Genomic DNA, 26,876 nt, shown 5'->3' with positions numbered 1-26,876 from the left:
ATATATAAAAAAACCTCTAACACAATGGTTAGAGGTTTTTATTTTATAATCTAAAAAGCGTAAATTAATCTACAACTAAAGTACGGCAAGTATTGGTGCCACCAGAGATAAATTCATCACCTTGTGTAAGTAAAACTAAATCGCCAGAAACTAAATAACCTTTTTCTTTTAATAGATTTATGGCAACTTTTGCACCTTCAACTGTACGACTCATTTCTTCAAAATAGACAGGTACAACACCACGATATAAAGCACAAAGGTTTAATGCACTTTGATTACGCGAAAGCGCAAAAATCGGTAAACCAGAACTAATACGAGACATTAAACGAGCGGTACGACCTGTGCTGGTCATCGCAATAATCGCAGCAGTACCTTTCATATGGTTTGCGGCATACATTGCTGACATGGCAACAGACTCTTCGATTGAAGAAAACTCAACGTCCATACGGTGGCGAGACACATTAATGCTCGGCATTTTTTCGGCGCCTAAACAGACTTTCGCCATAGCAGCCACAGTTTCTGCTGGATACTGCCCTGCTGCAGTTTCAGCTGATAACATAACAGCATCTGTTCCGTCCAATACTGCATTTGCTACGTCCATAACTTCTGCACGGGTTGGCATTGGATTACTGATCATTGACTCCATCATTTGCGTTGCAGTAATCACCACTTTATTTAATTGACGTGAGCGGCGGATTAGCTTTTTCTGAACGCCAACAAGTTCAGGATCACCAATTTCAACCCCCAAATCGCCACGTGCAACCATAATGACATCAGACGCTTTAATAATATCGTCAATCGCATCTTGTGTTGCCACTGTTTCCGCACGTTCTACTTTTGCCACGATTTTTGCATTTAATCCAGCTTCTACTGCTAACTTACGTGCATATTCAATATCTGCACCACAACGAGGGAATGAAACCGCTAAATAATCTACACCTATCTTGGCTGCAGTAATAATATCCGCTTTATCTTTTTCAGTTAATGCATCTGCTGATAAGCCACCACCTAATTTATTAATCCCTTTATTATTAGAAAGCGGACCACCAACAGTTACTTCAGTAAATACTTTTTCACCTTCAGTAGAAATTACTTTTAATTGTACACGTCCGTCATCTAAAAGAAGAATATCACCTGGCACAACATCTTTTGGTAAATTTTTATAATCTAAACCAACTGCTTCTTGAGTTCCTTCACCTTTTGGTAATTCAGCATCTAGAATAAATTTATCACCAATATTTAAGAAGATTTTACCGTCTTTAAACGTAGACACGCGGATTTTAGGACCTTGTAAATCACCTAAAATAGCAACTTGTTTACCTAATTTTTTTGCAACTTCACGTACTTTTGCTGCACGATTGATATGATCTTCAGGTGTACCATGAGAGAAGTTCATACGTACTACGTTTGCGCCTGCTGCAATAATTTTTTCTAAATTATTACCTTTATCTGTAGCTGGACCTAAGGTTGTAACAATTTTGGTTCTTCTTAGTCTTCTAGACATTAATTACTCCGTAAGATAACAACAATACTTGAAAATTAAATCATTAAATTTTTTATGAAAAAATGATACCTTGCACTAAAGTATCTATAATAAAACGGTCGGAGATTATACGCTGATTTTTTATGTAATGCGAGAATATCTCCGTTAAATTTTAACGAATCACTTAATTGAGGTAGGCAAATGAATATTTTTATTATGCGACACGGTGAAGCGAGCTTTACAACATTTATAGATAAAGATCGTCCATTAACCGCAAGAGGCGAAGATCAGGCATCAGAACAAGGTTCATGGTTAGTAAAACACGCTATCCCAGAACAAGTTTTAGTAAGCCCTTATCTTAGAGCGCAACAAACATATCAATATATGCAACAACATTTTAAAAAGGCAATTTCCGTAGAAACATGGGAAAATTTGACTCCCTATGGTCATGCTGAACTGGTTGTCGATTATTTAGATACGTTACAACAAGATGGTATTAAAAATATATTAATTGTCTCACATCTACCTTTGGTTGATGAAATTATGCGTGCTTTAGGCGTTAAAGAAGAGGTCATTTTCCACCCAGCAACGATTGTTCACTTAGAGAAACTAGCGCAATCTGTAAAATTAGTTGAATATAAAGTGCCTGTTGTATGATGCGTTGAACTAAGCTTAGTATAAACTAAGCCCAGTTAAAAAATAGTAGAAATACCAATGATATCCGATCAAAACAATAAATAATAGGTTATTTCCCATCTCCTAATAAATACGCATATTTTTTAGTTTTTTCGCTGGATTCTAAAGCAATTTTTACTGCCATTGTGAGAGGAACCGAGAGCAACATTCCGACAGAACCTAATAGCCAGCCCCAGAAAATTAAAGAGATGAAAACCACCAGCGTGGATAATCCGAGCGTTCTGCCCATCATACGCGGTTCAATAATGTTGCCCATTACCGTATTGATGACTAAAAAGGCTATCGCCACAAAAAGGCTTTCACTATAGCCATTTAAAATTAATGCTTGAACGATAACTGGGATCGCCGCTAGGACAGAACCGATATTAGGAATATAGTTGAGTAAAAACGCAACGGTTCCCCATAATACTGCATATTGAACATCTAATATCACCAATACTGTCCATACTAAGATGCCCGTTACTAAACTAACAAAGGTTTTAATTGCCAGATAGCTAATCACACTATTTAACACACGTTGAATATTTTCTAACTCTTTACGCTCTTGTTTATTAGCAAAAAAAACCGCTAGCTTTTGTTTCATACTCGGCGCTTCAAACAGCATAAACACAACAATCAACAACAAGACAAATCCATTAGTAATTACGCCTGAAATACCTGCTAATAAACGGCGAATTAAGCTCATAATAATATTTGGATCAAGGTGCTCTTGCACAATATTGGTCGGAATAAAACGATAAAGATCAAAGCGTTCCATAAATGGCGCTAAGCTCGCAATCCGTTGTGCTAATAATTGTTTATAAGTCGGAATAGAAGCAGAAAATTCATTCACCGCATTCCCGACTAAACCTGCAAATGACGTAAGCGTAATCACAATTAATCCCAATAAAGCAATTACCGCAAGCCATAATGGCACTTTCAGTTTGACTAAAAAATTAATTAATGGCGTACAAATAATGGCAAGAAAAAGGGCTAATAGAAAGGGCACGATAATTTCAACAGCAGATTTAATTCCTGCTAGGATAATCACTAAACAAGCCAACACAATCATCACATTCTTGATATTTTGCTTGGCACTCGGGTTTTCCATACTGTTTCCTATTCAATCTCATTTTTAATCTGAGCTATAATAACAAAAAACCTATCTAATAAGGAGTTGTTATGCCAATTATTCCATCTGCGATCATTACAATTAGCGACTTACGCTTACGCACATTTATCGGCATTAAAGAAGAAGAAATTAATAATAAACAAGATGTTGTACTGCAAATTCAACTTGGTTATAACTGCGAAAAAGCGAGTTTAAGCGACAATGTTGAAGATGCGCTCAATTACCGCACTATCACCAAAAAAGTGATTCAATATGTTGAAACACATGAGTTTGCGTTGTTAGAAAGAATGGTGCGTGAAGTATTGGAAATTGTAGCAGAACCTGAAGCAGTAGAATGGGCAGAAGTGGAAATTGCTAAACCTTTTGCTTTACGTTATGCGGATTCTGTGTCGTTACGTTTGCGGTATGAAAGAAATTAATACCTTATAAAAACAAAGGCTTAACATTTTTTGTTAAGCCTTTTTGTTATACTATTAGCGAATTAACGCAAAATTAAAATAGGTTTTTCACTAAAACGAGCTACTTTGACAGTATTAGAACTTAAACCTGGTTTGCCTGGTTTTGTTGCCATCATAATGATTAAATCAACATCTTTCTCTTGTGCCAAAGTATTAATTTCCTCATACACAGTACCATGCGCCACAATATGTTGCACTTTACACGCTTTCGGGAAATTCTCTTCGGTAAAAGCGTGTAGGCGTTTATGAGCCTCAGCCAACACATCTTTATCAAAATTGCGTGGTAATAAAGAAGAAACAAAGCTATTTCCTAATGGCGGTATAATACTAACAACACGCAATACTGCATCAGGATTACCTTCTGTCATCGCTAAGGCGGTTTTCACCGCCTTTTTTGCTCCCTCTAAATAACTTAAATCAACTGCAATTAAAATTTTATTAAATAACGTCATCTTTTATTTTCCCTCTTTTCTAGCTCGGCGACGTTGATGCCCAATTAAACCTGCTAAAATCAACAATGCAGGAATAAATATCCACTCTTTGCTTAATGCGCCTTTCATTGGAATAGAAACATCAAGAATCACTTGATCCCAATTTAGATTTGCTTTTGCTGCTGGTGAATCAATTTCAACATTATCAATAATAATTTTATTAATTTCTTCACCATTAACATCTACTTTTTCACCAGTCGCTAATAACGTTAAGCCCATTTTTTGTAAACGTTCTTCCCCTGTTTGCCCCTCTGGTACTTTTAACTCTGCATAAAATTCTACTGGTTTTCCATAAGGGTTAATACCAGATACTTTTAGCATTAATGGTTCACCGACTGGTGAATGTGCCACCTGCTCCACTAAATGATCTGGTTGGATATGACGTTGACTTGGTGAAACATATTCCATAAAGAAACCAGGTCTAAATAGCATAAAGGCAACCAATAATAAAACAATAGTTTCCCACCATTTATTTTTGGTCATAAACCAGCCCATTGTGGCTGCTGTAAAGGCAAACATTGCGATGACTGCCACAAAGAAAATTAACACTGCATGGAAGAAATTGACATTCAGCAATAAAAGATCAGTATTAAAAATAAATAAGAATGGCAACAATGCAGTCCGCATGCTATAAAAGAATGCAACTAACCCTGTTCTAATTGGATTTCCTCCTGATACCGCCGCAGCTGCAAAAGAGGCCAATCCTACTGGTGGCGTTACATCAGCCATAATACCAAAGTAGAAGACAAATAAATGCACCGCAATTAATGGCACGATTAAGCCATTTTGACGACCTACTTCAACTATCACTCCAGCCATTAATGAAGAGACTACAATATAGTTTGCCGTGGTTGGCAAGCCCATGCCTAAGATTAGGCTAAAGCCTGCTACGAGGATTAGCATTAATAAGATATTACCCATTGATAATAATTCAATAATGCCTGATAGCTGTACACCAAATCCTGTTAACGCAACAACACCAACAATGATACCTGCTGTTGCCGTGGCAATACCGATACCGATCATATTTCTGGCGCCTGTTTCCAAACCGTTGACTAATTCTTGCCAACCTTGTTTAACATGTTGCCCTAAATTGCCTTGTTTACGGAAATAGGCTAATAATGGACGTTGGGTTAATAGAATAATGGTTAATGCGATTGTTCCCCAGAAAGCAGATAATCCTGGTGATAAGCGTTCAACCATTAAGCACCAGATCAAAATCACCACTGGCAATAAGAAATGTAATCCTGCATTTACCGTTGGTTTTGTTTTTGGTAACACCACTACTTCTTGGTTCGGATCGTCAATTTCTAAATCTGGGAAAGTGGAAACACGATATAACAACAAGAGATAAATAATCGCAAGTAATACACAAACAATAGTAAAGGCAAAATCAGGTGTCAGGATTTTTAGCCAACCTAAGCCAAATTCAACAGCAAAATATAATACGCAAATAGTAATAAACGTAGAAAGTGCTCGCAACACGGTAACGACCCAAGGTTTTGCCACGTCTTGGCGAGGTAACCCTTGCAAATTCAATTTACATGCTTCTAAATGCACAATATAGACTAAGGCAATATAAGAGATAATCGCAGGTAAAAAAGCATGAGTAATCAATTCGTTATACGGCATATTGATATACTCGATCATTAAAAATGCGGCTGCGCCCATTACTGGTGGCATAATTTGCCCATTTACTGAAGAAGCCACTTCAACCGCGCCTGCTTTTTCCGCTGAGAAACCAACCCGTTTCATCATTGGAATAGTAAAGGTTCCTGTTGTTACTACATTGGCAATCGATGAGCCAGAAATTAGACCAGTTAAACCTGATGCCACAACAGCTGCTTTTGCTGGACCGCCTCGCAAATGTCCTAAATAAGCAAAAGCTGTTTTGATAAAGTAATTCCCTGCACCTGCTTTATCCAATAATGCGCCAAACAATACAAACAGGAAAACATATTTGGTTGATACACCTAATGCAACGCCAAATACCCCCTCAGTGGTTACCCATTGTTGATTAATAATATGTGATAAGGTTCCAGTACGATGGCTTACTAACCAACTGCTCGGGAAGAATTGTCCAAAATAGTTATACAGCAAAAATACCACTGCAATCACAACTAATGGTAAGCCTAAACTACGTCTTGTCCCTTCTAATAACAATAGAATCCCAATCACCCCAACAATAATATCTTGTAAATTTGGTGCGCCAACACGTGTTACCAATTCACTATAAAAGATAATTGGATATAAACAGAAGACTGCCCCCACAACCGCAAAAATCCAATCAATCACGGGGATATGTTGTTTTGGTGATCGTTTAAATGCAGGATAAGATAAATATGCTAAAAAAATTGCAAATGCTAAATGAATTGAGCGTGCTTTAGTATCATCAACGACTACATTAAAGTTTAGTCCAAGACTTTTAACCACTTCTTGTAGCCAAAATGGTAATGGTGAAGCATAATAAATTTGGAATAACGACCACACAATCGCTGTCCAAATAATCACATATTTAGACAACCCATGAGGATTTCGACCACCGCTATCATTTGAGGCGACCATATCCTGAAGATCTTCAAGATCCACAGTGTTTTTCTTTATTTCTGAGGTCATTTCTGCTCTCCTAAAATCAAAATCCAAAAACTGAAAAAAGGCAGGAAAACCTGCCTTAAAATATTTTCTTTATTATCAATAAAATTACAGCCAGCCACGTTCTTTATAATAACGAACCGCGCCTTCATGTAATGGTGCGGATAACGCATTTTTGATCATTTCTGATTCTTTCAAGTTTGCAAATGCTGGGTGTAAACGTTTAAAACGGTCGAAATTATCAAATACCGCTTTCACTACCTGATAAACAACATCTGGAGAAACATCAGTTGAAGAAACTAAAGTCGCATACACCCCAAATGTATCAACTGGTTGATCAGAACCTTTATAAAGTCCACCTGGAATCACTGCTTTTGCATAATATGGATTATCAGCTACTAATTGATCTATTGCAGGACCAGTAACCGATACTAAATGCGCATCACAAGAAGCCGCAGCTTCTTTTAACGCCCCATTTGGGTGTCCAACATTATAAGTAATCGCATCTAAATTATTATCACACATTGCAGATGCCATTTCCGCAGGTTTTAACTCAGATGCAATTTTAAAAATAGCATCATTCCAACCTTTCGCTTTTAAGATAACATTCATCGTTGCGCGCGTACCTGAACCTGGGTCGCCCACATTCACTCGCTTGCCTTTTAAGTCATCAAAAGAAGTAATGCCTGAGTCATTACGAGCCATCACGGTGAACGGTTCTGGGTGAATTGAAAACACAGCTCTTAATTTTTCATTTTTCTTGCCTTCAAAAGAGCTTGTACCGTGGTATGCGTGATATTGCCAGTCCGATTGTGCAATTCCCATATCTAACTGTTTATTTGCAATACCATTTAAATTGGCAACTGAAGCCCCTGTTGATGGAGCATTACATTTCAAACCCGTTTTCGCTGTATCACGATTAACTAATTGGCAAACTGATTGCCCTACCACATAGTAAACACCTGTTTGACCGCCAGTACCAATGGTTACAAACTTATCTTCCGCCATTACTGAGGCTGAAGTCAAAATTAAGCCTGTCACCATACCTAATTTAAATAATTTTTTCATTGTAGTTCCTCTCAAATAAAGGTGAGATATTATGTCTGCATAATCAAGCTAAATAGCTGACGCAATAATAAGATATACAAGACAACCGTAGAATTTGCAACAATCAAGCCGATTTTTTTCTAAAAAGTTGAAGAATTATCACAAAAAACGCACCTTTTCTTAGCAAAAAATTTATAGTTTTGTATAAAAAATGTTCTTAATTTTTAGAAAGTTTTGATCTAATGGTGCAACAATTTCTAACTTTTGCTGGGTAACTGGGTGAAATAAGCGTAAAGTTTCAGAATGTAACATTAATCGAGAAACGGAAAAATATTCTGCAAACGCTCGATTTTGATGTAAATCACCATACTGCGTATCGCCAATAATCGGGTGAAAAATATGCTTTAAATGGCGGCGAAGCTGGTGTTTACGCCCTGTCTGCGGCGTTAAACGCACTAAGCTATAACGTGCTGTTGAATAACGTCCAACCGCAATCGGTAATTCTATCGTAGCTAAACCTTGATAATCAGAAATCGCAGGTTGTGCAGCTTTATTTGGATCAGTAAATTTATCCGCAATTTTATCTAATTTAGGTTTTAATGCGTAATCAATCCGATCACTCCCCGTTAAATAGCCGCGCACAACCGCCAGATAATGTTTTTCAACCTGTTTGCTTTCAAATTGTAAACAAACTTGAGCAGCCACTTCACTACTCAACGCAAACAATAATACTCCTGATGTTGGGCGATCTAGCCGATGAATCGGAAAAACATACTGCCCAATTTGATCACGTAATGTTTGCATCACAAATTCTGTTTCGTGTTTATCTAACCAACTACGGTGCACTAACATTCCCGCAGGTTTATTCACTGCAATAAGGAACTCATCTTGATATAAAATTTCTAATGGCTGCTTATCCATTGGTCAACAGCACCTCAATTTTTTGCACTGGTAATAATAATTTTGGCAAATGTGGGTGCTCTTTTAAGGCTTCTTCTAAATAAGGAGAAATAGCAATCGCAGTAGGTAATGGCGCATTTGCTTCAATTAATGCCAGCATTCGTGGGATAAAAATCCATTGTAGCCATTCTGTCGCTTCCATGGTATCGACGGCAAATGGTTGTTGACTGGTAAAGGCTGCCTCTGATGGTGGTTGCTGTTGCCATAATTCATATTGTTGCATCATTTGTTGTAGTTCATTTAAATAATCAACCAACAGGGTAGTTTTTTGCATAATAACTCTCTTTTTCTGAATAAAATGATTTAGATTCTTGCTAGAAAAGCATAGTATATGCTCTTTGTGAATCTTACGGGAATATTTAATGTTTTTAACTAAAGTAACCTTTGTTACCGAAAAAAGGCAAACTTACGATATTAATCAAGCGCTCGCCTATTGTAATCAATTAATTGATGCTTGGCGTTATAATGGGCAAATTATCGGTCGAGAAATTCCTGTAACCTATCAATTTTCAACAGATGATTTGCTGACATTTACAATTAATGTAAATTGTCCTGAAAAGACCTCATTAGATCTGATTCATAATAGTACGCTTGTAACTAAAGCACTGAACAATTTACAATCGCTTGGGATAACGCTTGATCATTATGAAATTTATGCTATCGATCTAAATTCTGATGAGGCAATTTCTACACTCTCTAAAACGACAGAATTGGTACTTTATACAAATTACTTAAAAAGCAGTTCACCTATTTGTGAATTAACTTCCCTTGCTCCCGTACCACTTTATCAGCTTTGTCATGATAAGCCTCAATTAGGCATAGATTGCATTAAATGGGAAGAAAATTGGCAAGCTTGCGATCAGCTACAAATGAACGGTAATTGTCTGGTTGCAGAAAGCCTTACTCAAATTAGTGAATTAACTAGCCCATTAGCCAAACAAGGTTATGTGTTACGCCAACAACTGGAAGCACAGTTACAACGTCCCGTTTACTATTATCTTTATCGGGTAAATGGGCAAGATTATCAAACAGAAACAGAACATTGTTGCCCTCGTTGTGGTCAGGAATGATTTTTACAGAATCCAATCAATATATTTGATTTTAAATGCGATGATTGCCGTTTAGTTTCAAATATCGCTTGGGAATTACAAGAATAAAGAAGAGATATTTTTATGACACACTACCAAGATAAAAGCTTAGATAGCCTCACATTAGGCAAAAAAACAACTTATGCCGATCATTATCAACCAACCTTATTACAAGCCGTACCGCGCCACCTAAATCGGCAACAACTAGGCATTACACAACAACAACCGTTCTCACAAGGCGCCGATATTTGGACATTGTATGAATTGTCGTGGTTAAATCAAAAAGGTGTGCCACAAGTAGCGATTGCCGATGTTTTTCTTGATTTTCGTAGTGAAAATTTAATCGAATCAAAAAGTTTTAAACTCTATTTAAATAGTTTTAATCAAACAAAATTTGATAATATTGAAACTGTTCGTGCCACTATTGAACAAGATTTACGCCAATGTGCCAACGGCGATGTCAAGGTTATCATTCATACACTCGATCACTATCAACAACAATCTATTGCCCACTTTTCGGGACACTGTATTGATCAACAAGAGATTGAAATTGATGATTACCAATTTAATCCTGATTTACTTGCCGATTGTGTTGAAGCAAACAGCGAACTAATCGAAGAAACCTTAGTCAGTCATCTATTAAAATCAAACTGCTTAATCACCCAACAACCTGATTGGGGAAGCGTACAAATTCATTATGTTGGACGTAAAATTAATCAAGAAAAATTACTACGTTATCTCATCTCATTCCGTCAACATAACGAGTTTCATGAGCAATGCGTTGAGCGTATTTTCTGTGATCTAATGCGTTATGCTCAACCTGAAAAACTAACCGTTTACGCACGTTATACACGGCGAGGAGGTCTGGATATTAATCCATTCCGTTCAAATTTTGCACCATTGCCCCCTAACGTCCGTTTAGCACGCCAATAAATTTAGGAGGAATTGATGAGCGTTTATTATATTAACCCTCGAGGGAGTATGGATCAGCTTTCTCATCTTGAGGTAGCCCGTTTAAAACAAGGCGCAGAAGGCGATCTTTACCCACTCTATCGAAACTGTTCACTTGCTGTTTTAAACTCGGGTTCGATTACTGATAATAGCCGAGAATTACTGGGACAATATCCCGATTTCGCCATTAATCTTTGCGCACGTGAACGAGGCATTGCGTTAGAGTTACACAATCCTCCACCGAGTGCATTCGTTGATGATCGCATTATCCGTAATATCCAATACCACCTCTTTGCGGTATTGCGTGATATTATTTTTGCTCACATTAATCAGGAGCGTTTTCGTGGTGCTTATTTACCCCAAGCCGAACCAAGCGAGCGCATTACCAATCAAGTCTTCTCTATTCTTCGCAATGCTAAAGCCTTACCTTTAGGGGAAGATCCTAACTTAGTCGTCTGTTGGGGCGGACATTCAATTAATGAGATCGAGTACCAATATTGCCGTGCTGTTGGTTTAGAGTTGGGCTATCGTGAACTAAATATTGTTACAGGCTGCGGACCTGGTGTGATGGAAGCACCAATGAAAGGGGCGGCAATCGGTCATGCTAATCAGCGTTTTAAAAATAGCCGTTTTATTGGTATTACTGAGCCATCTATTATTGCCTCAGAACCCCCAAACCCAATCGTAAATGAACTGATTATTATGCCAGATATTGAAAAACGCTTAGAGGCATTTACTCGCTTGGGGCACGTTTTCCTTATTTTCCCAGGTGGTCCAGGGACATTTGAAGAGTTTCTATTCTTATTAGGCATTAAATTACACCCAGATAATCAGGCTCAAGAAATGCCACTGATTTTAACAGGACCTGCTGCTTGTGCGGATTATTTCAATGCGATAGATCGTTTTGTCGAAAAAGTGTTAGGTGAAAAAGCACGTCAACAATATGAAATTATTATTGATAACCCTGTGTTGGTTGCGCGTAAAGCAAAACAAGCAATGGAGTTAATCAAGCAACAACGCTACCAACGTAATGACTCTTATAGCTTTAATTGGGCGGTAAAAATTGATCCTGTGCTACAAGCCCCTTTTGTACCAACTCATCAAGCCATGGCAGAATTGGATCTGCATCTCAATCAACCATTAATGGCGCTCGTTTCTAATTTACGCCGTGCCTTTTCTGGCATTGTGGCGGGGAATATCAAACCTGATACGATTGATGCCGTAGAGCAATACGGAGTATTCAAATTGCACGGTGATCCAATGGTGTTAGAACAGATGGAAATTTTATTAAAATCTTTTGTTGCTCAACATCGTATGAAATTACCGAGTGCGGAAGCCTATATCCCCTGTTATGAAATTATAAGAGAGTAAAAATGAAAGCCTCACAATGTGAGGCTCTAGATTACAGAAAAACTTAACTTTAGGCACAAATCGCTATAAATTTTGAGAGATTCCCTTGTGCCTTGCCCGAATGGCGGAAAGATTTTTAGGCAAAAAACGTCTAATTTTAGTTAAAAATATATTAAGCCGCCTAATAATTAAACGGCTTACAATCCCCCTAAACAAAAATTAGAATTGATAACTTACATTTGCCACATAACGATTAGCTTTTACATGACGCCCTTTTTGATACTCATAACCTAAGCTATAAACAAATTGCCCTTGTTTAGCATCAAAACCAACTTTACTCACAAAATTACCTTTATCAACAATATTGTAGTTAAAGCTGTTAGTAACGCCTTGATAGGCAACTGTTTGTTTAGCTTGGCGATCACCGCTATTCCAAGTATAGCCTAATTCAACTGATGGCTTAAATAGCCAATCACCTGATGTAAATGCCGCTTGATATTTCACCCCTACAGGTAATAACCACAAATCCTGCTGGTCTTGACGATAGTTTAAGCCAAGATTATTGCGATAGTTACTACTATCAAGATGCAAATAACGTACGCCAACATATGGTGTCAGTGTGTGATCATTAGCAAATGCAACCGTTTTTTCCACGGTAGCCCCTAAGCTAATGGCTGCTGTCCGCTGTGTTCCAGTTAAACGTTCACCTGAATTATATTGGTTTAATGAGTTCTTCCCATTAAAATAAGAAGCATCAGCTAAAAGCGCTAAGCCAGCTATCTCAGTACGACCATACGCACTCAAGCCAATATATTTAGCTTTATTCTTGGTATGGCTTGCTAATGTTAAGCTGTCATATTTACTATGCAGATAACTCAAGGCTACACCAGCGCTATTTTTTGCGTGGCGATAGAGATCTGCGCCCAGTACTAAACCATGATGAGTTGCTTGGCTGTTTTCAGCAATCACGCTATTTACATTGTTAATATCTTCGTTGCTATGCAAATAACGTAGCCAAACATTGTTACCATACTCACGATCATCAACACGTAAATGCTCAACCACTGAATCATTGATTAAAGTGGCTGCTTTATAGGTGCCATAACTGCTTTTACCTAATACACTCATCGCTGCTGCACTATTAAAGGCATCAATTTGCGCTGCTTGAGTCGCATTAATTTGACTATTCATTGCCTTATCAAAGAACCCTTTCAGAGGCGTATCCGTGTGATTTGCTAACGTATTATCAATGACATCTGGCATTAATAAACTATTGCCATATATCGCATTTGCCTTTTGCAATTTCGCCACTAATGAGAGTTTAGTTGCATTATTTCCTGTTGCGCCGACTAATTTATATAACGCTTGATAAGTGGAAATATTAGCGGGTGCATCGCTCTCTTCTGCCACATACCAACTGTTATTTGTCTCAACCTGTGTACCACTCATAATATGATAGGTTTCACCATCATTAACATTAGCTAAATACAGGTGCGCATTCGCCGCTACCTCTGCACTGCTCACATTCGTCAACGCTGCAGTCTGAGAACCATTAACTTTTGCCCCATCAATCATAAGCAAGCTATTATCTGCCAGTTTTAGGGTGCCATAGTTTGCGCCACTGGTACTTTGTGCTGTTGGATCAATAACTAAGCTATTTGCCGCTAAATCTAAACTTCCGCTCAAATAAGCTGCAGACAAAGTCGCATTATCGCCCCAAGTTAACCCAGTTTGATTAAAGGTATTATAGGCTGTCTGCGTATCTGTACCGTATACAAATACTGCGTTATTTCCCACAACCACTTTCGTGTTATTTACACTATTTGTCGCAAACGCAGTGCCATCAGCAATCGTTTGTCCATTTTGCCAGATCGGGTCAAGGAATAAGATACCACCATTGAGATCAACATTTTTTGCCGTTACTTTCCCTGCTTTTCCAGCTGCACCTGTTGAACCAATATTGATAATAGCCGCTGTATCTTGTTGATCCACTTTCAAATTATCTGTATGAATATTCCCTGTAAACGTACTGGTTCCTTTTGTGGTTAAGGTTTTGTTCTCAGCCAATGTTAACGTCCCATTAGCCACCGCAATACTTGAATTATCAACGACTACATCACCATTAATCGTTGTTTTACCACGTGATGTTAATTGGCTGTCCGAAGTTAAGATTACATTCGCGGTTAATGTCAAAGCGGTTGTTTCATCAACGCTAGTATTACCAACATTAAGCCCCCCTTTATTTTGATTGCCACTCCCCACAAAAACTTGTAAGTCTGTATTGGCTTGATTATTCACCACTAATACTTCGCCACCCTCACTACCGCCAAGGGTAACTTCCTGAAGATTATTAATTGCGACTAACGTGGAATCCGCTGCTAAGTTAAGCTTACCAACATTAAAGCCATTATTGACATTCTCCGCACTCTCTTGCACTGCAGAAACTTCTGTCGCAGCATTTGATCCCACAATTAAATTTGCTTTACTGGTATTGGCAGTAGCACTATCTAACGCCATCTCATTGCCCAGTTCAGCCGCTTGACTAACTTGCAAGGCTTTATCGGTTAATTCACCCGTAAAGGTTAAGGTTGATTGTCTGCTATTGCCTGCGGAAAAAACTTCTTTTGCTTTTTTCGCATAATTGAAAGCATATTTACTGTCTTCCAATTTCACTGTTCCGCCAGCAAAGTTAATTTTATTATTTACCTCATCTTTTACCGCTAATGTATCCAGATTTTCTGCTTTTGTTGCTTCACCATCATTAAACAACTGGTTTGCTAGCGTTTTAATGACGCCATTTTCTTTAAGCACTAATTTACCATTTTTGCCTGCCGTAATAATTAAATCGTTGGCAAGATCTTGGCTAGTATAGGTCGCTCCCGTTAAATTGACATTACTATCACCATCAATTTTTAGCACACCGCTCAACTCGCCTTTGGTTAAATTAAATTGCCCTGCAGCAGTCCCTTTAAACGTCAAATTATCAAGACGCATGGCTTGATCATTGGCAAGGTTAATCGTACCTTGCTGGTGTTCTCCTAGCCTTCCTACGGTAAGGCTCTGTTTTTTACTAAAGTTAACGTTATTGATTGTTAATGTTGCATTATCAATAGCAGATAGATCCCCATTTAAGGTATGTTGATTCCCCTGAATCGTTACATTTGATTGCGCATCTGCTAAAACATCACTGGTTAAATCTGCATATAAATTGATGGTTGCATTTTCAGCAATCGCATCTATTCCACTCTCTACGCCCTCTGCAGTATCTGAAATAGTTGGGCGTGTAATCTCACCACCATAATAATTTAATACCGCTTGTTTAACTGGGGCAGCTAATACACTATCTTGATTGACACCACCTAATAAAATGCCGCCCACTTTACCGCCACGCAGATTTAGCGTAACGTTTTCTACCGTAGACTTCCCTAAGTTATCTTGCGCCGTATCGGTTACACACTCGCTCTCACATTCACCGCCTGCGACGATGCTTCCATTAATTTCACCGTTATTGATAGTGATGGTGCTTTTTTTCACATTCGCGATACCAGCGTCCTCAACATAACTTCCCGCAAAAACATTTCCATAAAACATTCCGCCATTAATGGTTAAATTTGCCTCGTCAATGGTTGACGTCGTATTTAACCCTAATGCTGCACCACCTGCATAGATATCTTGAGCGCTCTCATCTTCTGGGTTAAAGCTTTTAAATGTGCCACCATTAATCACAACATTTGTTTTTTTATCGATAACGGAAACTTGCGCATTGGTAAAACCTTCGAGTATCTCGCCGTCCTGCCGTTCATGGAAATTATGTGCAACGGAACCGCCCACCACAGGATCGGTTATCATACCGCCATTAATGGTAAGTGAGGTTTCTTCTGTGGTGATACTACTACTGAAATTTTGATCAGCTTGCATGTTGTCTTTTTTCGCAATTTCCACCATATTACCACCGAGAATCACGCGATTATCATAATGGCGATCCATTCCCTCTTCAGGTGATTCTTGATCGACTTCAAGCGCTCTTTCATATTGATAACCATTGATGGTTAACGCTGTTTTTTTGGCAACTGCGCTACCATTAACATTGACAAGTTTGCTACCACCAGCAATTACATCATCTTCATATGGCATTGGTTTTAAGATAATACCGCTTCCTAACGTCAGGGAGGAGTTACCTAATTGAATCGGTTGAGTAAATGTCAGGAGATTTTCCCCATCTTCAGCGGCAACATAACTATTGGCAATCACTTCAGCATATAAACCAGATTGGAGAGTAACATTGGTATTGGCATTTTGATGGTCAATAGGGTCTGTGATTTCATCTATCCACCAACCGCCAGCAACGGAAACGGATTTACCTTGAGGAATATGGGCAGAGGTATAAGTTTTGCTTTCACCTTGTGCAAGAAAATCTAGTTCATCTTCTGTTGAGAGCGCGTCATCAGCGACCGCAATTCCCCCCCCCCAGACTCATTGAACCAGCAAAGAGCGCAAGAGAAATCTGCTTACTCAGTTGGCTTAAAGTAAACGTCGTTTTGCTTTTCATGTAATTCTCCTTATTAGATGCTTAAATAAAAGACGTTTTAGCTATCGTACAAAATCGTTCACCAAAAGAGGCATATCTTGATAAACCGCGCCATTATCAAAATTGTTATTTTTTATACAAATAGCAAACGATTGCTAAGTTTAATCGTATTGCATGAAATAGACAATATACTTTAAGAATTACTTTCTAATCATTATTGAAAATCAACTAGATAAATTAAATAATACGTGGAAAAAAAATGAAACATTGCCACAAAAGATAAATTAATGCTCACCTTTCGCAAAGTGAGCATTAATAGATAATGTATTCTCTAGACTATAACCGTCTAACTTGCCAAAAATGCTTACGCCAATAAGGATTTTTCAGCGATGAATAAATCACGCCACCAGATGTAGACGCATGTAAGAACTGATTATTTTTGACATAAATGCCAACGTGATAACCATTCGGTCCTCGCCCTGTTTTGAAAAAAACCAGATCGCCCGTTTGAATATCCTCTAAAGGCACTTTAATACCGACTTGCGATTGTGCAGTGGTGGTACGTGGTAATTGAATGGCAAAGCGATCAGCAAACGTCCGCATCACAAACCCCGAACAATCGACCCCACTGCGAGTATTGCCACCAATGCGATATGGCGTGCGATACCACTCTTGCTGTTGTTCACTTAATTGCGCCATCGTATAGATAGGATCTGGCATTCGGCTATGATAATTGTGCTGAGGGCTTGAACACGCCACTAAACCAAATATGCACGTTGCAGCTAATCCTGCTTTTAAAGAAGAAGTTATTTTGACTAACACATTAATTTCCCGTGCTTTAGCTAAACTCATGCTGAAAATAAAAAAGTATTCCTACACAAGATAGGAATACTTTTCATGAATTAGCTTTTTGGCTTAGATTTCTCTACTCTCGCTCGCAATTTTTGCCCTGCTTTAAATACCACGACACGGCGTGCTGTAATAGGTACATATTCTCCTGTTTTTGGATTACGACCTGGGCGAGGCGTTTTATCACGCAATTCAAAATTACCAAAACCCGATAACTTAACATCTTCGCCAGATTCTAGTGCAATACGGATTTCTTCAAAGAATGACTCCACTAATGCTTTTGCATCATTTTTATTTAAATCAAACTTGGTAATTAAGTTTTCAGCAAGTTCTACTTTTGTTAACGTCATAGATTAATCTCTCAAATAAGCATTTAACTTCTCTTTCAATGCAGACAACACGGCATTCACCACTGCTGAAATATCTTCTTCACTTAATGTTTTCTCTTTATCTTGTAACACTAAGCTAATCGCCAAACTTTTTGTGCCTGCAGCAATACCCGCACCTTGATAAACATCAAATAAATTAATTTGCGTTAATTGTGCCCCTGCTGCTTCTCGACATACTGTTAATACACTCTCTGCAGTTACCTCTTCCGCAACGATTATCGCTAAATCACGGCGATTTGCTGGGAAACGAGAAACTTCTTTGGCTTGAATGACATCTTTCTGTGCAATCTTATCCCACAACACTTCAAAAACAATAACTTTGCCAGTTAAATCAAGTTGTTGAGCAATACGAGGGTGGATTGTGCCAATAAACCCAATCTCTTCATCATTAAGCATAATGGCTGCAGATTGTCCTGGGTGCAATGCCGAATAAGATTTTGCAACAAATTTAATATTTTTTCCAGCATTAGTCAGATCAAAAATACTTTCTAGATCCCCTTTTAAATCAAAAAAATCAACAGTTTCTGATTTAATTGCCCAATGCTCAGGCTGACGAGTTCCAGTAATCACTCCACCAAGCACAAATTCTTGACGCACACCCGCTTCTGCGTTGCTATCTGGCACAAAACGTAAGCCTGCTTCAAATAAACGAATACGTGATTGTTGGCGATTTTGGTTATATGCTACCGCACCTAACAAACCACTGAGTAAAGAAACTCGCATTGCAGACATCTCAACTGAAATTGGATTTGGCAACACCAGCGCGTCCTGTTGTGGGTGTAATAATGCTTGGATTTTCGGATCAACAAAGCTATAAGTAATCGCTTCTTGATAATCGTGTTCCACAAACGCCGTTTTAATCCGACTTAATGAAACCTCAGATTCTTTATGTTCACGCATCATTAAATGTGCTAATGGTGCATTATTTGGAATGGTGTTATAACCATAAATACGAGCAACCTCTTCAACTAAATCTTCTTCGATTTCAATATCAAAGCGCCAGCTCGTTGGAATCACTGACCAAACATCATTTGCAAAACTCACCTCAAAACCTAAACGTTGGAAAATATCCGTTACGGTTTCGCTTGGAATGACATGCCCTAATAAACTATCTAGTTTTTCACGACGTAAGGTAACGGGTTTTACTTTTGGTAAAAATGCTTCGCTAGCAACTTCACAGATTTCACCAGCCTCCCCACCACAAATTTCAACTAATAACGCGGTAGCACGTTCCATCGCATAGCGTTGTAACGCAAAATCAACACCACGCTCAAAGCGATGTGAAGCATCTGTATGTAAACCATACTGTCTAGCACGTCCCGTAATGGCTAATGGTGCAAAGAAAGCCGCCTCTAAAATCACATCTTTCGTCGCTTCATTTACGCCACTGGCTTGCCCCCCGAAAATCCCTGCCATCGCTAACGGACCATTTTGGTCGGCAATTAATAAGGTATTTTCTTTTAATTCTGCAGTTGAACCATCTAATAAAACTAATGTTTCGCCTGCTTTTGCCATTCTGACCTGCACAGGTTGCGCCACTTTTGCCGCATCAAACGCGTGCATTGGCTGCCCTAATTCAAGCAAAATATAGTTAGTAATATCCACCACAGGATCGATTGAACGGATACCACAACGGCGTAACTTCTCTTTTAACCAAACTGGCGTATCCGCTTGAACATTAACATTTTTTACAACACGCAATAAGTAACGTGGGCAAGCCTCTGGTGCTTGTAAATCAATTTCTACTTTGTCGCTAATTGTGGTGTTGACTGGGGTAAACTGCAATGGATTAAGTGCTGTTTTATTCACCACAGCTACTTCGCGAGCAATACCACGAATACTTAAACAGTCTGCACGATTTGGTGTTAAGCTAATCTCGATTGTTTGATCATTTAAATTCAAATACTCACGCAAATCCATACCAACAGGCGCATCTGCAGGTAGCTCAATAATCCCCTCGCCATCGGTTGAAATTGCTAATTCAGCATAAGAGCAAAGCATTCCTTCTGATGGTTGACCACGTAATTTTGCTTTTTTAATTTTAAAATCACCTGGTAACACTGCGCCGACTGTTGCACAAGCGACTTTTAAGCCTTTACGGCAATTTGGCGCGCCACAAACAATATCTAATAATTCCCCTGTGCCAACATCAACTTTGGTAACCCGTAATTTATCGGCATCTGGGTGTTGCGCACACTCAACAACTTCGCCAACCACGACATTGGTAAACTCGCCAGCAACCGCGTCAACACCGTCGACTTCTAAACCAAGCATGGTAATTTGATCGCATAATTGTTCTGTCGTAATCGCAGGATTAACCCATTCTCTCAGCCAAGATTCATTGAATTTCATTTAAGTTATCTCCCCTGCAAATTAATTAAATTGTTTTAAGAAACGTAGATCATTTTCAAAGAAAGCACGCAAATCTGTTACATTATAGCGAAGCATGGTTAAGCGCTCGACGCCCATACCTACCGCAAAGCCAGAATATTCATTTGGATCAATCCCAACGTTACGTAGCACATTTGGGTGTACCATACCGCAACCTAATACTTCCAACCATTTCCCATTTTTACGCATCACATCAACTTCCGCAGACGGCTCAGTAAATGGGAAATATGATGGACGGAAACGCACTTGTAAATCCTCTTCAAAGAAGTTACGCAAGAAATCGTGCAATAATCCTTTTAACTCGGTAAAGTTTGCTTTTTTATCAACAAACAATAACTCAATTTGGTGGAACATTGGGGTATGGGTTTGGTCATAATCATTACGATAAACACGACCAGGGGCAATAATGCGGATCGGTGGACGTTGTTTTTCCATTGTACGAATTTGTACCCCTGAGGTTTGCGTACGTAATAAACGCTCGGCGTCAAACCAGAATGTATCATGATCTGCACGTGCTGGGTGATGGGCTGGAATATTTAACGCATCAAAATTATAGTAATCCGTTTCAATTTCTGGACCTGTTTCTACCGCAAAACCTAATTCAGAGAAAAATTTCACGACCCGCTCAATCGTTAATGAAACGGGGTGCAAACCACCATTTTCTAATTTACGCCCTGGTAAGCTTACATCAATCCGTTCTTGCGCTAATTTGACATTTAATTCTGCTTCTTCTAACTCAGCTTTTCTGGCATTTAATGCTGCTTGTGCCGTTTGTTTCGCTTCATTAATTTTAGCCCCCATTGCTGGACGCTCTTCTGCAGAAACATCTCTTAATCCTTGCATTAGCAAGGTGTAAGGACCTTTTTTACCAAAGTATTCAACACGGATCGCTTCAAGTGCTTTACCGTCCTGAGCTTCAGCGATTGCCGCTAAGGCGTCTTGTGTAATCTGTTCTAGGTTTTGCATACCTTTCCTCTATAAATTTAACGTTAGCTAACTTGATAAGTCTTAAAAATAGTCATAAAAAAAGCCTCCATATTGAGGGAGGCTTGTCAGTTTAATTTGGCAAGAATTTAGTTAAACCAATCGCCTCTTAACATCTAAGCGCTAAAAAATCGGAAACTAAAAACAACTGTCAACATAATTAAACTGCATGAAATTGGGTTAAAAGTTGAATAATGATAATACTAAAGACTTAAAAAATCACGTTTTATTCATTAATTTTTGTTATTTCTTCTCATCTTTTGTACTCGCTAGCACAATATTATTGATAAGAAAATGTAAATGTTGCCGTAGCATTGACGGTACCAGGTGTTACATCGCCAATTTTGGCATATTTCACAATAAAACGTTGCGCAACATCTCGGGTAGTTGGATTATAATTTAAGCCTTTTTGTGAATCATTGATTCTTGCGGTATCTGGACCAAATTTTATCCACCAATCTTGATATTGCCAAAATGGACCATCAACAGGATAAATTCTAATGCCAACGCCTTTAGCCGTAGAATTTTTGGTTAAATTTAAATAACTCCCCTCATTACTTGGATCGGTTGCATCAGTAAAGGTAATACGCACACTGGTAATATCATTTCTTAAAAATGCCCCATTATTATCAAATACCCCACACTGATTCACGCTCACATCAAAGAACCCCGCAAAAACTTCTGGCAATCCACGATGAACAGGCGCGTTATCAAGCGATCTTTTACTAATTGTTGGCATTTTTACCGTAATGGTTTCTGGCGATGTCATGGTACAGCTACTAATCGTATAGTTGATATTATAAGGTTTTAGATAAATCGGAATCTCTTTACTGATACCGTTTCTAACCCCATTTGTGCCAGCATTTGCATAAATCGCCTGAGAACGCACATAACCCACTAATAAATCATTGGTTAACGCAGGCACCACAGTCTGCCCTGGTATTCTTTCTTGAGGTATGTCATACATCACACTTCTAAAAAAAACATTCATACCCTGATATCTTGATGAATTTCCCCCATATGAAAAAACACGTTGCCAAGTTTTATTGGTATTAGTAAAGCCTGTTTCTTTCCTTGTATCACCAATATATACCACAATCCCAATATAATCATTCCCAGGTATTTTAAAAATCGGGAGTCCATTAAAGGTATAGCCCGTTGGTTCTAATAAGATTTGTGCTTCAATAGTGGAAGTAGGTCTGAGTGCCGGCGACTCATGCGCTCCCCAAAAGTTCGGATTTTGATTTACCCCATTTCCCCTTGCGCTTGGTAATGGCGTCCAATTATCTCTCGCCTTAGTGATAGTATGCCCGCTAGGCAGCGTTAAATTAATTTGAGTCTGCGCACTGCCAATCAGGTACTCATCAGCCGCATTGGCATAATTAACCGTTAACAACGTAACGATCAGCATCATTATTCTGTATAATTTCATTTTCTATTCCTTACACACTACTGGAACAATCAGTAAATTTTCATCTTGTTTTTCCGTTGAAAGCTGATAATCAATGCGACACGTTTTATCCGCCCAAGATAACGTTAAGGTACCTTTATTTGATAAGCCTCGCGTATAGATGCGCCCACCTTGTGCGACGACGCCAACTGACTGCAAGTTTTCATCAAAAGCTTCTGTGCCAATCGGTGGCAGTTCTGGCATATCGTTTAGTTCTAAAAAGGCAACTCGCCCTACTTGTGTGGCAAAATCCACCAACATGGCGCTATTGGCTCGCGGAATGACTTGCTGCTCTGTTGCTGATAACTCCACACTATCTGGAATATCGGTCGTATCAATCCCCACATAATTCACACTATAAGGTTCCAAATACGGCACAATCCCATTCCCAAAATAGTCAAGGCGATTAGCAATAGCATTATTAATTTTTGCCCCAGCCGCCCCTTTCGCATGAATAATCGCAAAAGTATCATCTAAAGTATTGGTTAACGTAACCCCTTTTGGGTGGATAACCATGGCGCCAGAAGCACTCAATGAATATTGTTGATTGCGTCTATTATCACGCCCCCATGACGCATTTACATTTACCAATGACCCCGTATAGTTGCCGCTTAGCGCATAATACTGTTGCTTAGTCTGATTACGGCTAAATGAAGCATTGTAGCTATAATTGCTTTCTTCACCGAATGCGCCCGATACTGCGGTACTCGTTGAGTATTGCTGCTGACGATAAAGATTAATTGATTGCGTAATATAAGTAGATGACTTCTCACCAAGTGGTAACGAAAGGTTCACATAAAAACGGTTATCTTTTTCGTTATAGTGATTTTTCGCTTGTGAAAATGACACGCTATAATTTAACTTCTTATAGTAATTACTGTAACCTACTTGATATTCATACTGTTTTTTCTGCGTATCCCAATAGGTGCTGGTTGAGCCAGTCAGATATAAATATCCCCATCGCCCTTGCAATGCCTGACTGATAGAGACATTAAATTGATTTTTCGTACGATAAGCACGATAAGCCCCGTAGTCATACGCCACATCATCTAAAAATTGGCTATTATTCGCCGTTAACACATCTTGCAGGCTAAAATAATCTCTAGATAAATAACGATATGCCGCTAAAGTAACGCTCGTATTGGTTGGCTCAATCCGTGTGTTATAGCTGGCATATAGACTATACCCTTTTCGTGTATTTTCGGAATTGGTAAAGGTTGCGGTGGAAAATGTTGCATTTGCTGCAAAAGCACCAATTAACGTGTTCACAGCCAAGCCGACTTGTTCGGCATGGTAATTTTTCGTTAACGTTGCGCCAAGATTGAAAGTAATATTATTACTTAAGCCATATTGCCAAGTCGCTTGTGCAATCTTTTCAGGATAAACGCCCTCATTATGTCGATAACGCCCAATCGCGAGTTGATAACGGCTATAACCAGGGCGGATTAATTGCGCCGTCGCCGTATAAGGAATACGGAACGTACGGATTTCGCCATTTGCCTCTAATATTTCTACCTCAATATCGCCACCGTATCCCGTTGGATATAAATCTTCTATCGAGAAAGGTCCCGCTGGTGTTGTGATCTCTTTAATCACCCGCCCATTTTGCCGAATAGTTACTTTCGCATTGGAATTGGCTACACCTTGGATACGTGGTGCATAACCACGCACAGAACTGGCTAACATTCTATCATCAGAGGTTAATTGTGCACCACGCAGCGGTAAACTATCCATTAATAACCCACTGGTATAAAAATCCCCTATGGTAAATTGTCCACGTAGCGCTGCAATATCACGTTGCGCATAGGTTAATATCGTTTGATAAGGTGAACGCACGCCGTCTTGCCAACTCTGTGAACCACGATGACGCAACGCCCAGCCAAACACATTCACGCCTGCATCTACCCCTAAATAGCTCAATTCTGATTGCGTATTGCCATAACGGTATTGGTAACGTGAAGCATCATAACGCACAAACGCAACTGGCACGCCATCTTGCCATTGCGCAGGCGAAATATAGCCCGAAGGACGTTGATAAAGATAAGCTTGTGGCACATTCACATCTAATCGTAAGGTTGCAATATCAAAATGAATGTTTGCCTCAGGGACTTTATCGTGCAAAAACGCACATTGCCCCCCTTGATGCTCTAAGCTATTTGCAAAGGCGTAATCGGAAAAATCTAATATCGCAAGCAAGGTATCGGTGGCACATAATGCCGTTGTATTTTTATTTGGCACTTCAGCAAAACTGAGTTGTACGCGCCCTCTGAATTGCTCATTCACATACACATCAGCAACATATTTACCCGCAGCGATTGGGTTAGTATAGCGGAAACGATTAACATCAATCGTAACGCCAGACATTCCTTGCAAGAAAATCGGATTAAACTCTACACCGTCATCGATCTCATCTGCCACTGCCACAGATGATATGCCAGCAATACCAGACAATATTGCCGAACAAAGCGTCGTTAAATGAAAACTTTTACGGATACCTGTTTTTTGCATAACCTTTCCTTCATTCTTGCATTCCATTAAAAAACAAGGCTATTGGCTCACCCTATTTTAGATGCACTTGATACGATAAAACCCTTTACTGCAACTGACTACTACCTGTTTGCAACGCACCATAATCATTAACCACAATCCAATTTACTTCGCCTTTATTGCTCATTGCACTTGACAGGACATAATGCGCTTTTGAATATGGCGCGACCATATCGCTATTTTTCGCTTCAACGACTTTGCTGCCCTGTTTTACCGAAATACGGTTATAGGTAATAAAATACGGCGTTGGGTTATCCACTTCGATAACGCTTTTTCCTTGTTCCTGTTTCACTGACCAGCGCACTTTGTCATACGCTTCATGCGACAGCATGGCTAATTTTTCTGGGCGGAAAAAGAGTTTAATCCGCGAACGGATTGCAATTTGTAAGTAATTTTGATTTTCCTCGGCATTCATCTTTGGCTTCGGCGGAATATCTAACACATTCAAATAAAAAATGGACTCTCTATCCTGTGGTAAGGGTTCGCCTGTATAGGTAATGCGTAATGATTGCCCTTTTTTTGCATCAATGCGTGAAATAGGCGGGGTAATTAAAAAAGGCGTTTTAATCTGTTCAGGGGAAGCATTGGCATCACCATCATCAATCCAAGTTTGCATTAATGAAGGTCTATCGCCCGCATTTGTAAGCTGTACATTCACATTTTTTTGTGTTGAAGGATAAATCACTCGGGTACCCGTAATCACGATACTGGCTTGGCTTGCTGAAACCCATAACGCCATCAACACCACGATACTTTTTTTCCACATTTGGCTAACCTTTTATGCTATTTCGTTTTGTGAGATAAGAACTGAATGCCATATAAATTAAGGGCAGCTGAACTGCCCTTAATGATTGATTTATTGATAAGGTTTATTGATATGCAATGGTGTAATCAACGCTACCAGAAACTAAACCTGGACTTGTTACTCCTGTTGCATAATATTGCGCATAGTAGCGTAATTTTACTGTTCCATTACTTAAAGTTGTTGCAGCCGAATTTTCAACACTATTGCTATCACTAGTTACGGCTGAAATATCAATGACTTTATCCGCAGAATCTAAAATTTGAATATCAACATTAGCGGCTTTCGTCTTACTATTTGCCTCAGTATATGTATTTATCACACGACCATTAGCATTAATTTTGCTTGTATCATAATGGAAATAAGCTTTCACTTTATCTAATGACGTTTTGTCGCCCTGAGAGGTTACAGTTGCAGGACAGCTTTCTAATGTAATCTCAAATGGAACTTTCCCTGCTACCTGACCATCTGCTGTTAATGCCTTTTTATCAATTCTTGGTAAAGTAACGGTTAAGTTTTGTGATTCTGTTTTCACAACACAACTTGAATCAACAATTTCACCAGTAAAATTTACCGTACCATCTTTTGCACTTGCTCCTTGTGAGATAGCAAATGCTGCACCGACTAATGCCACTAATGCTAATTTTTTCATAAATATTTCCTTAATAAAATTGAAATAAAAGCATTGGGAGAATAGCAAAACTCAACG

22 protein-coding genes are annotated in these 26,876 nt (G+C 38.9%); 6 read left to right on the top strand and 16 right to left on the bottom strand.

Going from position 1 to position 26,876, the window contains the following annotated elements; all coding sequences use genetic code 11:
• Positions 1-64 precede the first annotated feature (64 nt).
• On the bottom strand, positions 65-1,504 hold the full coding sequence (gene pyk / locus ACFFHK_RS01560) for a pyruvate kinase (RefSeq protein ID WP_382368272.1): 1,440 nt from the start codon (positions 1,502-1,504) through the stop codon (positions 65-67).
• A gap of 180 nt (positions 1,505-1,684) precedes the next feature.
• Here pyk and sixA point away from each other — a divergent pair, with 180 nt between their 5' ends.
• Positions 1,685-2,140 carry a phosphohistidine phosphatase SixA gene (sixA, locus tag ACFFHK_RS01555; RefSeq protein WP_382368269.1) on the top strand — a complete coding sequence of 152 codons (456 nt, stop codon included), beginning with the start codon at positions 1,685-1,687 and terminating at the stop codon, positions 2,138-2,140.
• Positions 2,141-2,228: 88 nt separating this feature from the next.
• Here sixA and ACFFHK_RS01550 read toward each other — a convergent pair whose 3' ends face one another.
• Complete coding sequence (locus tag ACFFHK_RS01550) at positions 2,229-3,269, bottom strand: AI-2E family transporter (protein ID WP_382368266.1); 1,041 nt, start codon at positions 3,267-3,269, stop codon at positions 2,229-2,231.
• 71 nt (positions 3,270-3,340) lie between these two features.
• Here ACFFHK_RS01550 and folX point away from each other — a divergent pair, with 71 nt between their 5' ends.
• Positions 3,341-3,709, top strand: coding sequence for a dihydroneopterin triphosphate 2'-epimerase (gene folX, locus ACFFHK_RS01545; protein ID WP_382368263.1), 369 nt, complete (start codon positions 3,341-3,343; stop codon positions 3,707-3,709).
• 62 nt (positions 3,710-3,771) lie between these two features.
• On the opposite strand, the gene ACFFHK_RS01540 is transcribed toward folX, so the two are convergent.
• The 5 genes from ACFFHK_RS01540 to ACFFHK_RS01520 form a co-directional block, all read right to left on the bottom strand.
• A complete protein-coding gene (locus tag ACFFHK_RS01540; protein ID WP_382368260.1) occupies positions 3,772-4,200 on the bottom strand; it encodes a universal stress protein in 429 nt (142 codons plus the stop codon).
• Positions 4,201-4,203: 3 nt separating this feature from the next.
• On the bottom strand, positions 4,204-6,855 hold the full coding sequence (locus tag ACFFHK_RS01535) for a TRAP transporter permease (RefSeq protein ID WP_382368257.1): 2,652 nt from the start codon (positions 6,853-6,855) through the stop codon (positions 4,204-4,206).
• 84 nt (positions 6,856-6,939) lie between these two features.
• Entirely contained in the window at positions 6,940-7,899 is a 960-nt protein-coding gene (locus ACFFHK_RS01530; RefSeq protein WP_382368254.1) for a TAXI family TRAP transporter solute-binding subunit, read from the bottom strand.
• Positions 7,900-8,070: 171 nt separating this feature from the next.
• Positions 8,071-8,799 (bottom strand): tRNA pseudouridine(65) synthase TruC, encoded by a 729-nt coding sequence (gene truC / locus ACFFHK_RS01525; protein WP_382368251.1) that lies wholly within the window; start codon positions 8,797-8,799, stop codon positions 8,071-8,073.
• On the bottom strand, positions 8,792-9,112 hold the full coding sequence (locus ACFFHK_RS01520; protein WP_382368248.1) for a YqcC family protein: 321 nt from the start codon (positions 9,110-9,112) through the stop codon (positions 8,792-8,794). Before ACFFHK_RS01520 ends, truC begins: the two co-directional genes overlap by 8 nt.
• Before the next feature lie 88 nt (positions 9,113-9,200).
• Here ACFFHK_RS01520 and ACFFHK_RS01515 point away from each other — a divergent pair, with 88 nt between their 5' ends.
• The 4 genes from ACFFHK_RS01515 to ppnN are packed head-to-tail and all read left to right on the top strand — an operon-like array spanning position 9,201 to position 12,248.
• Positions 9,201-9,908, top strand: a complete 708-nt coding sequence (locus tag ACFFHK_RS01515) for a DUF2310 family Zn-ribbon-containing protein (protein ID WP_512700273.1) — start codon at positions 9,201-9,203, stop codon at positions 9,906-9,908.
• Positions 9,909-9,923: 15 nt separating this feature from the next.
• Positions 9,924-9,995, top strand: coding sequence for a DUF8594 domain-containing protein (locus ACFFHK_RS09805; RefSeq protein WP_512700282.1), 72 nt, complete (start codon positions 9,924-9,926; stop codon positions 9,993-9,995).
• A 15-nt stretch (positions 9,996-10,010) separates the two neighbouring features.
• Entirely contained in the window at positions 10,011-10,859 is an 849-nt protein-coding gene (gene queF / locus ACFFHK_RS01510) for an NADPH-dependent 7-cyano-7-deazaguanine reductase QueF (protein WP_382368245.1), read from the top strand.
• Between the two features lie 15 nt (positions 10,860-10,874).
• Positions 10,875-12,248, top strand: coding sequence for a nucleotide 5'-monophosphate nucleosidase PpnN (gene ppnN / locus ACFFHK_RS01505; protein ID WP_382368242.1), 1,374 nt, complete (start codon positions 10,875-10,877; stop codon positions 12,246-12,248).
• Between the two features lie 198 nt (positions 12,249-12,446).
• On the opposite strand, the gene ACFFHK_RS01500 is transcribed toward ppnN, so the two are convergent.
• The 9 genes from ACFFHK_RS01500 to ACFFHK_RS01460 form a co-directional block, all read right to left on the bottom strand.
• On the bottom strand, positions 12,447-16,478 hold the full coding sequence (locus tag ACFFHK_RS01500) for an autotransporter family protein (RefSeq protein ID WP_382368239.1): 4,032 nt from the start codon (positions 16,476-16,478) through the stop codon (positions 12,447-12,449).
• Between the two features lie 613 nt (positions 16,479-17,091).
• Entirely contained in the window at positions 17,092-17,607 is a 516-nt protein-coding gene (locus ACFFHK_RS01495) for a C40 family peptidase (RefSeq protein ID WP_382368236.1), read from the bottom strand.
• Positions 17,608-17,657: 50 nt separating this feature from the next.
• On the bottom strand, positions 17,658-17,954 hold the full coding sequence (locus tag ACFFHK_RS01490; RefSeq protein ID WP_382368233.1) for an integration host factor subunit alpha: 297 nt from the start codon (positions 17,952-17,954) through the stop codon (positions 17,658-17,660).
• Between the two features lie 3 nt (positions 17,955-17,957).
• Positions 17,958-20,345 carry a phenylalanine--tRNA ligase subunit beta gene (gene pheT / locus ACFFHK_RS01485; protein ID WP_382368230.1) on the bottom strand — a complete coding sequence of 796 codons (2,388 nt, stop codon included), beginning with the start codon at positions 20,343-20,345 and terminating at the stop codon, positions 17,958-17,960.
• Positions 20,346-20,366: 21 nt separating this feature from the next.
• On the bottom strand, positions 20,367-21,350 hold the full coding sequence (gene pheS / locus ACFFHK_RS01480) for a phenylalanine--tRNA ligase subunit alpha (protein WP_382368227.1): 984 nt from the start codon (positions 21,348-21,350) through the stop codon (positions 20,367-20,369).
• A 298-nt stretch (positions 21,351-21,648) separates the two neighbouring features.
• The gene (locus ACFFHK_RS01475) at positions 21,649-22,800 is read right to left on the bottom strand and encodes a fimbrial protein (RefSeq protein WP_382368224.1); all 1,152 of its coding nucleotides are present in this window, start codon (positions 22,798-22,800) and stop codon (positions 21,649-21,651) included.
• A 3-nt stretch (positions 22,801-22,803) separates the two neighbouring features.
• A complete protein-coding gene (locus ACFFHK_RS01470) occupies positions 22,804-25,326 on the bottom strand; it encodes a fimbria/pilus outer membrane usher protein (RefSeq protein ID WP_382368221.1) in 2,523 nt (840 codons plus the stop codon).
• Positions 25,327-25,411: 85 nt separating this feature from the next.
• Positions 25,412-26,131 carry a fimbria/pilus periplasmic chaperone gene (locus tag ACFFHK_RS01465; protein WP_382368218.1) on the bottom strand — a complete coding sequence of 240 codons (720 nt, stop codon included), beginning with the start codon at positions 26,129-26,131 and terminating at the stop codon, positions 25,412-25,414.
• Between the two features lie 103 nt (positions 26,132-26,234).
• Positions 26,235-26,819, bottom strand: coding sequence for a fimbrial protein (locus ACFFHK_RS01460; RefSeq protein ID WP_382368215.1), 585 nt, complete (start codon positions 26,817-26,819; stop codon positions 26,235-26,237).
• Positions 26,820-26,876 lie beyond the last annotated feature (57 nt).

Origin of the sequence: Gallibacterium trehalosifermentans, assembly GCF_042433055.1 — a bacterium.
Classification (GTDB): Bacteria; Pseudomonadota; Gammaproteobacteria; order Enterobacterales; family Pasteurellaceae; genus Gallibacterium; species Gallibacterium trehalosifermentans.
The sequence above is the reverse complement of the archived record's forward strand: the minus strand, read 5'-3'. Positions and strand labels throughout refer to the sequence as shown.

What these genes read in the sequence shown, in the direction of transcription:
- pyk (WP_382368272.1), bottom strand. Translation starts at nt 1,504, where the DNA reads ATGTCTAGAAGACTAAGAAGAACCAAAATTGTTACAACCTTAGGTCCA.
- sixA (WP_382368269.1), top strand. Translation starts at nt 1,685, where the DNA reads ATGAATATTTTTATTATGCGACACGGTGAAGCGAGCTTTACAACATTT.
- ACFFHK_RS01550 (WP_382368266.1), bottom strand. Translation starts at nt 3,269, where the DNA reads ATGGAAAACCCGAGTGCCAAGCAAAATATCAAGAATGTGATGATTGTG.
- folX (WP_382368263.1), top strand. Translation starts at nt 3,341, where the DNA reads ATGCCAATTATTCCATCTGCGATCATTACAATTAGCGACTTACGCTTA.
- ACFFHK_RS01540 (WP_382368260.1), bottom strand. Translation starts at nt 4,200, where the DNA reads ATGACGTTATTTAATAAAATTTTAATTGCAGTTGATTTAAGTTATTTA.
- ACFFHK_RS01535 (WP_382368257.1), bottom strand. Translation starts at nt 6,855, where the DNA reads ATGACCTCAGAAATAAAGAAAAACACTGTGGATCTTGAAGATCTTCAG.
- ACFFHK_RS01530 (WP_382368254.1), bottom strand. Translation starts at nt 7,899, where the DNA reads ATGAAAAAATTATTTAAATTAGGTATGGTGACAGGCTTAATTTTGACT.
- truC (WP_382368251.1), bottom strand. Translation starts at nt 8,799, where the DNA reads ATGGATAAGCAGCCATTAGAAATTTTATATCAAGATGAGTTCCTTATT.
- ACFFHK_RS01520 (WP_382368248.1), bottom strand. Translation starts at nt 9,112, where the DNA reads ATGCAAAAAACTACCCTGTTGGTTGATTATTTAAATGAACTACAACAA.
- ACFFHK_RS01515 (WP_512700273.1), top strand. Translation starts at nt 9,201, where the DNA reads ATGTTTTTAACTAAAGTAACCTTTGTTACCGAAAAAAGGCAAACTTAC.
- queF (WP_382368245.1), top strand. Translation starts at nt 10,011, where the DNA reads ATGACACACTACCAAGATAAAAGCTTAGATAGCCTCACATTAGGCAAA.
- ppnN (WP_382368242.1), top strand. Translation starts at nt 10,875, where the DNA reads ATGAGCGTTTATTATATTAACCCTCGAGGGAGTATGGATCAGCTTTCT.
- ACFFHK_RS01495 (WP_382368236.1), bottom strand. Translation starts at nt 17,607, where the DNA reads ATGAGTTTAGCTAAAGCACGGGAAATTAATGTGTTAGTCAAAATAACT.
- ACFFHK_RS01490 (WP_382368233.1), bottom strand. Translation starts at nt 17,954, where the DNA reads ATGACGTTAACAAAAGTAGAACTTGCTGAAAACTTAATTACCAAGTTT.
- pheT (WP_382368230.1), bottom strand. Translation starts at nt 20,345, where the DNA reads ATGAAATTCAATGAATCTTGGCTGAGAGAATGGGTTAATCCTGCGATT.
- pheS (WP_382368227.1), bottom strand. Translation starts at nt 21,350, where the DNA reads ATGCAAAACCTAGAACAGATTACACAAGACGCCTTAGCGGCAATCGCT.
- ACFFHK_RS01475 (WP_382368224.1), bottom strand. Translation starts at nt 22,800, where the DNA reads ATGAAATTATACAGAATAATGATGCTGATCGTTACGTTGTTAACGGTT.
- ACFFHK_RS01470 (WP_382368221.1), bottom strand. Translation starts at nt 25,326, where the DNA reads ATGCAAAAAACAGGTATCCGTAAAAGTTTTCATTTAACGACGCTTTGT.
- ACFFHK_RS01465 (WP_382368218.1), bottom strand. Translation starts at nt 26,131, where the DNA reads ATGTGGAAAAAAAGTATCGTGGTGTTGATGGCGTTATGGGTTTCAGCA.
- ACFFHK_RS01460 (WP_382368215.1), bottom strand. Translation starts at nt 26,819, where the DNA reads ATGAAAAAATTAGCATTAGTGGCATTAGTCGGTGCAGCATTTGCTATC.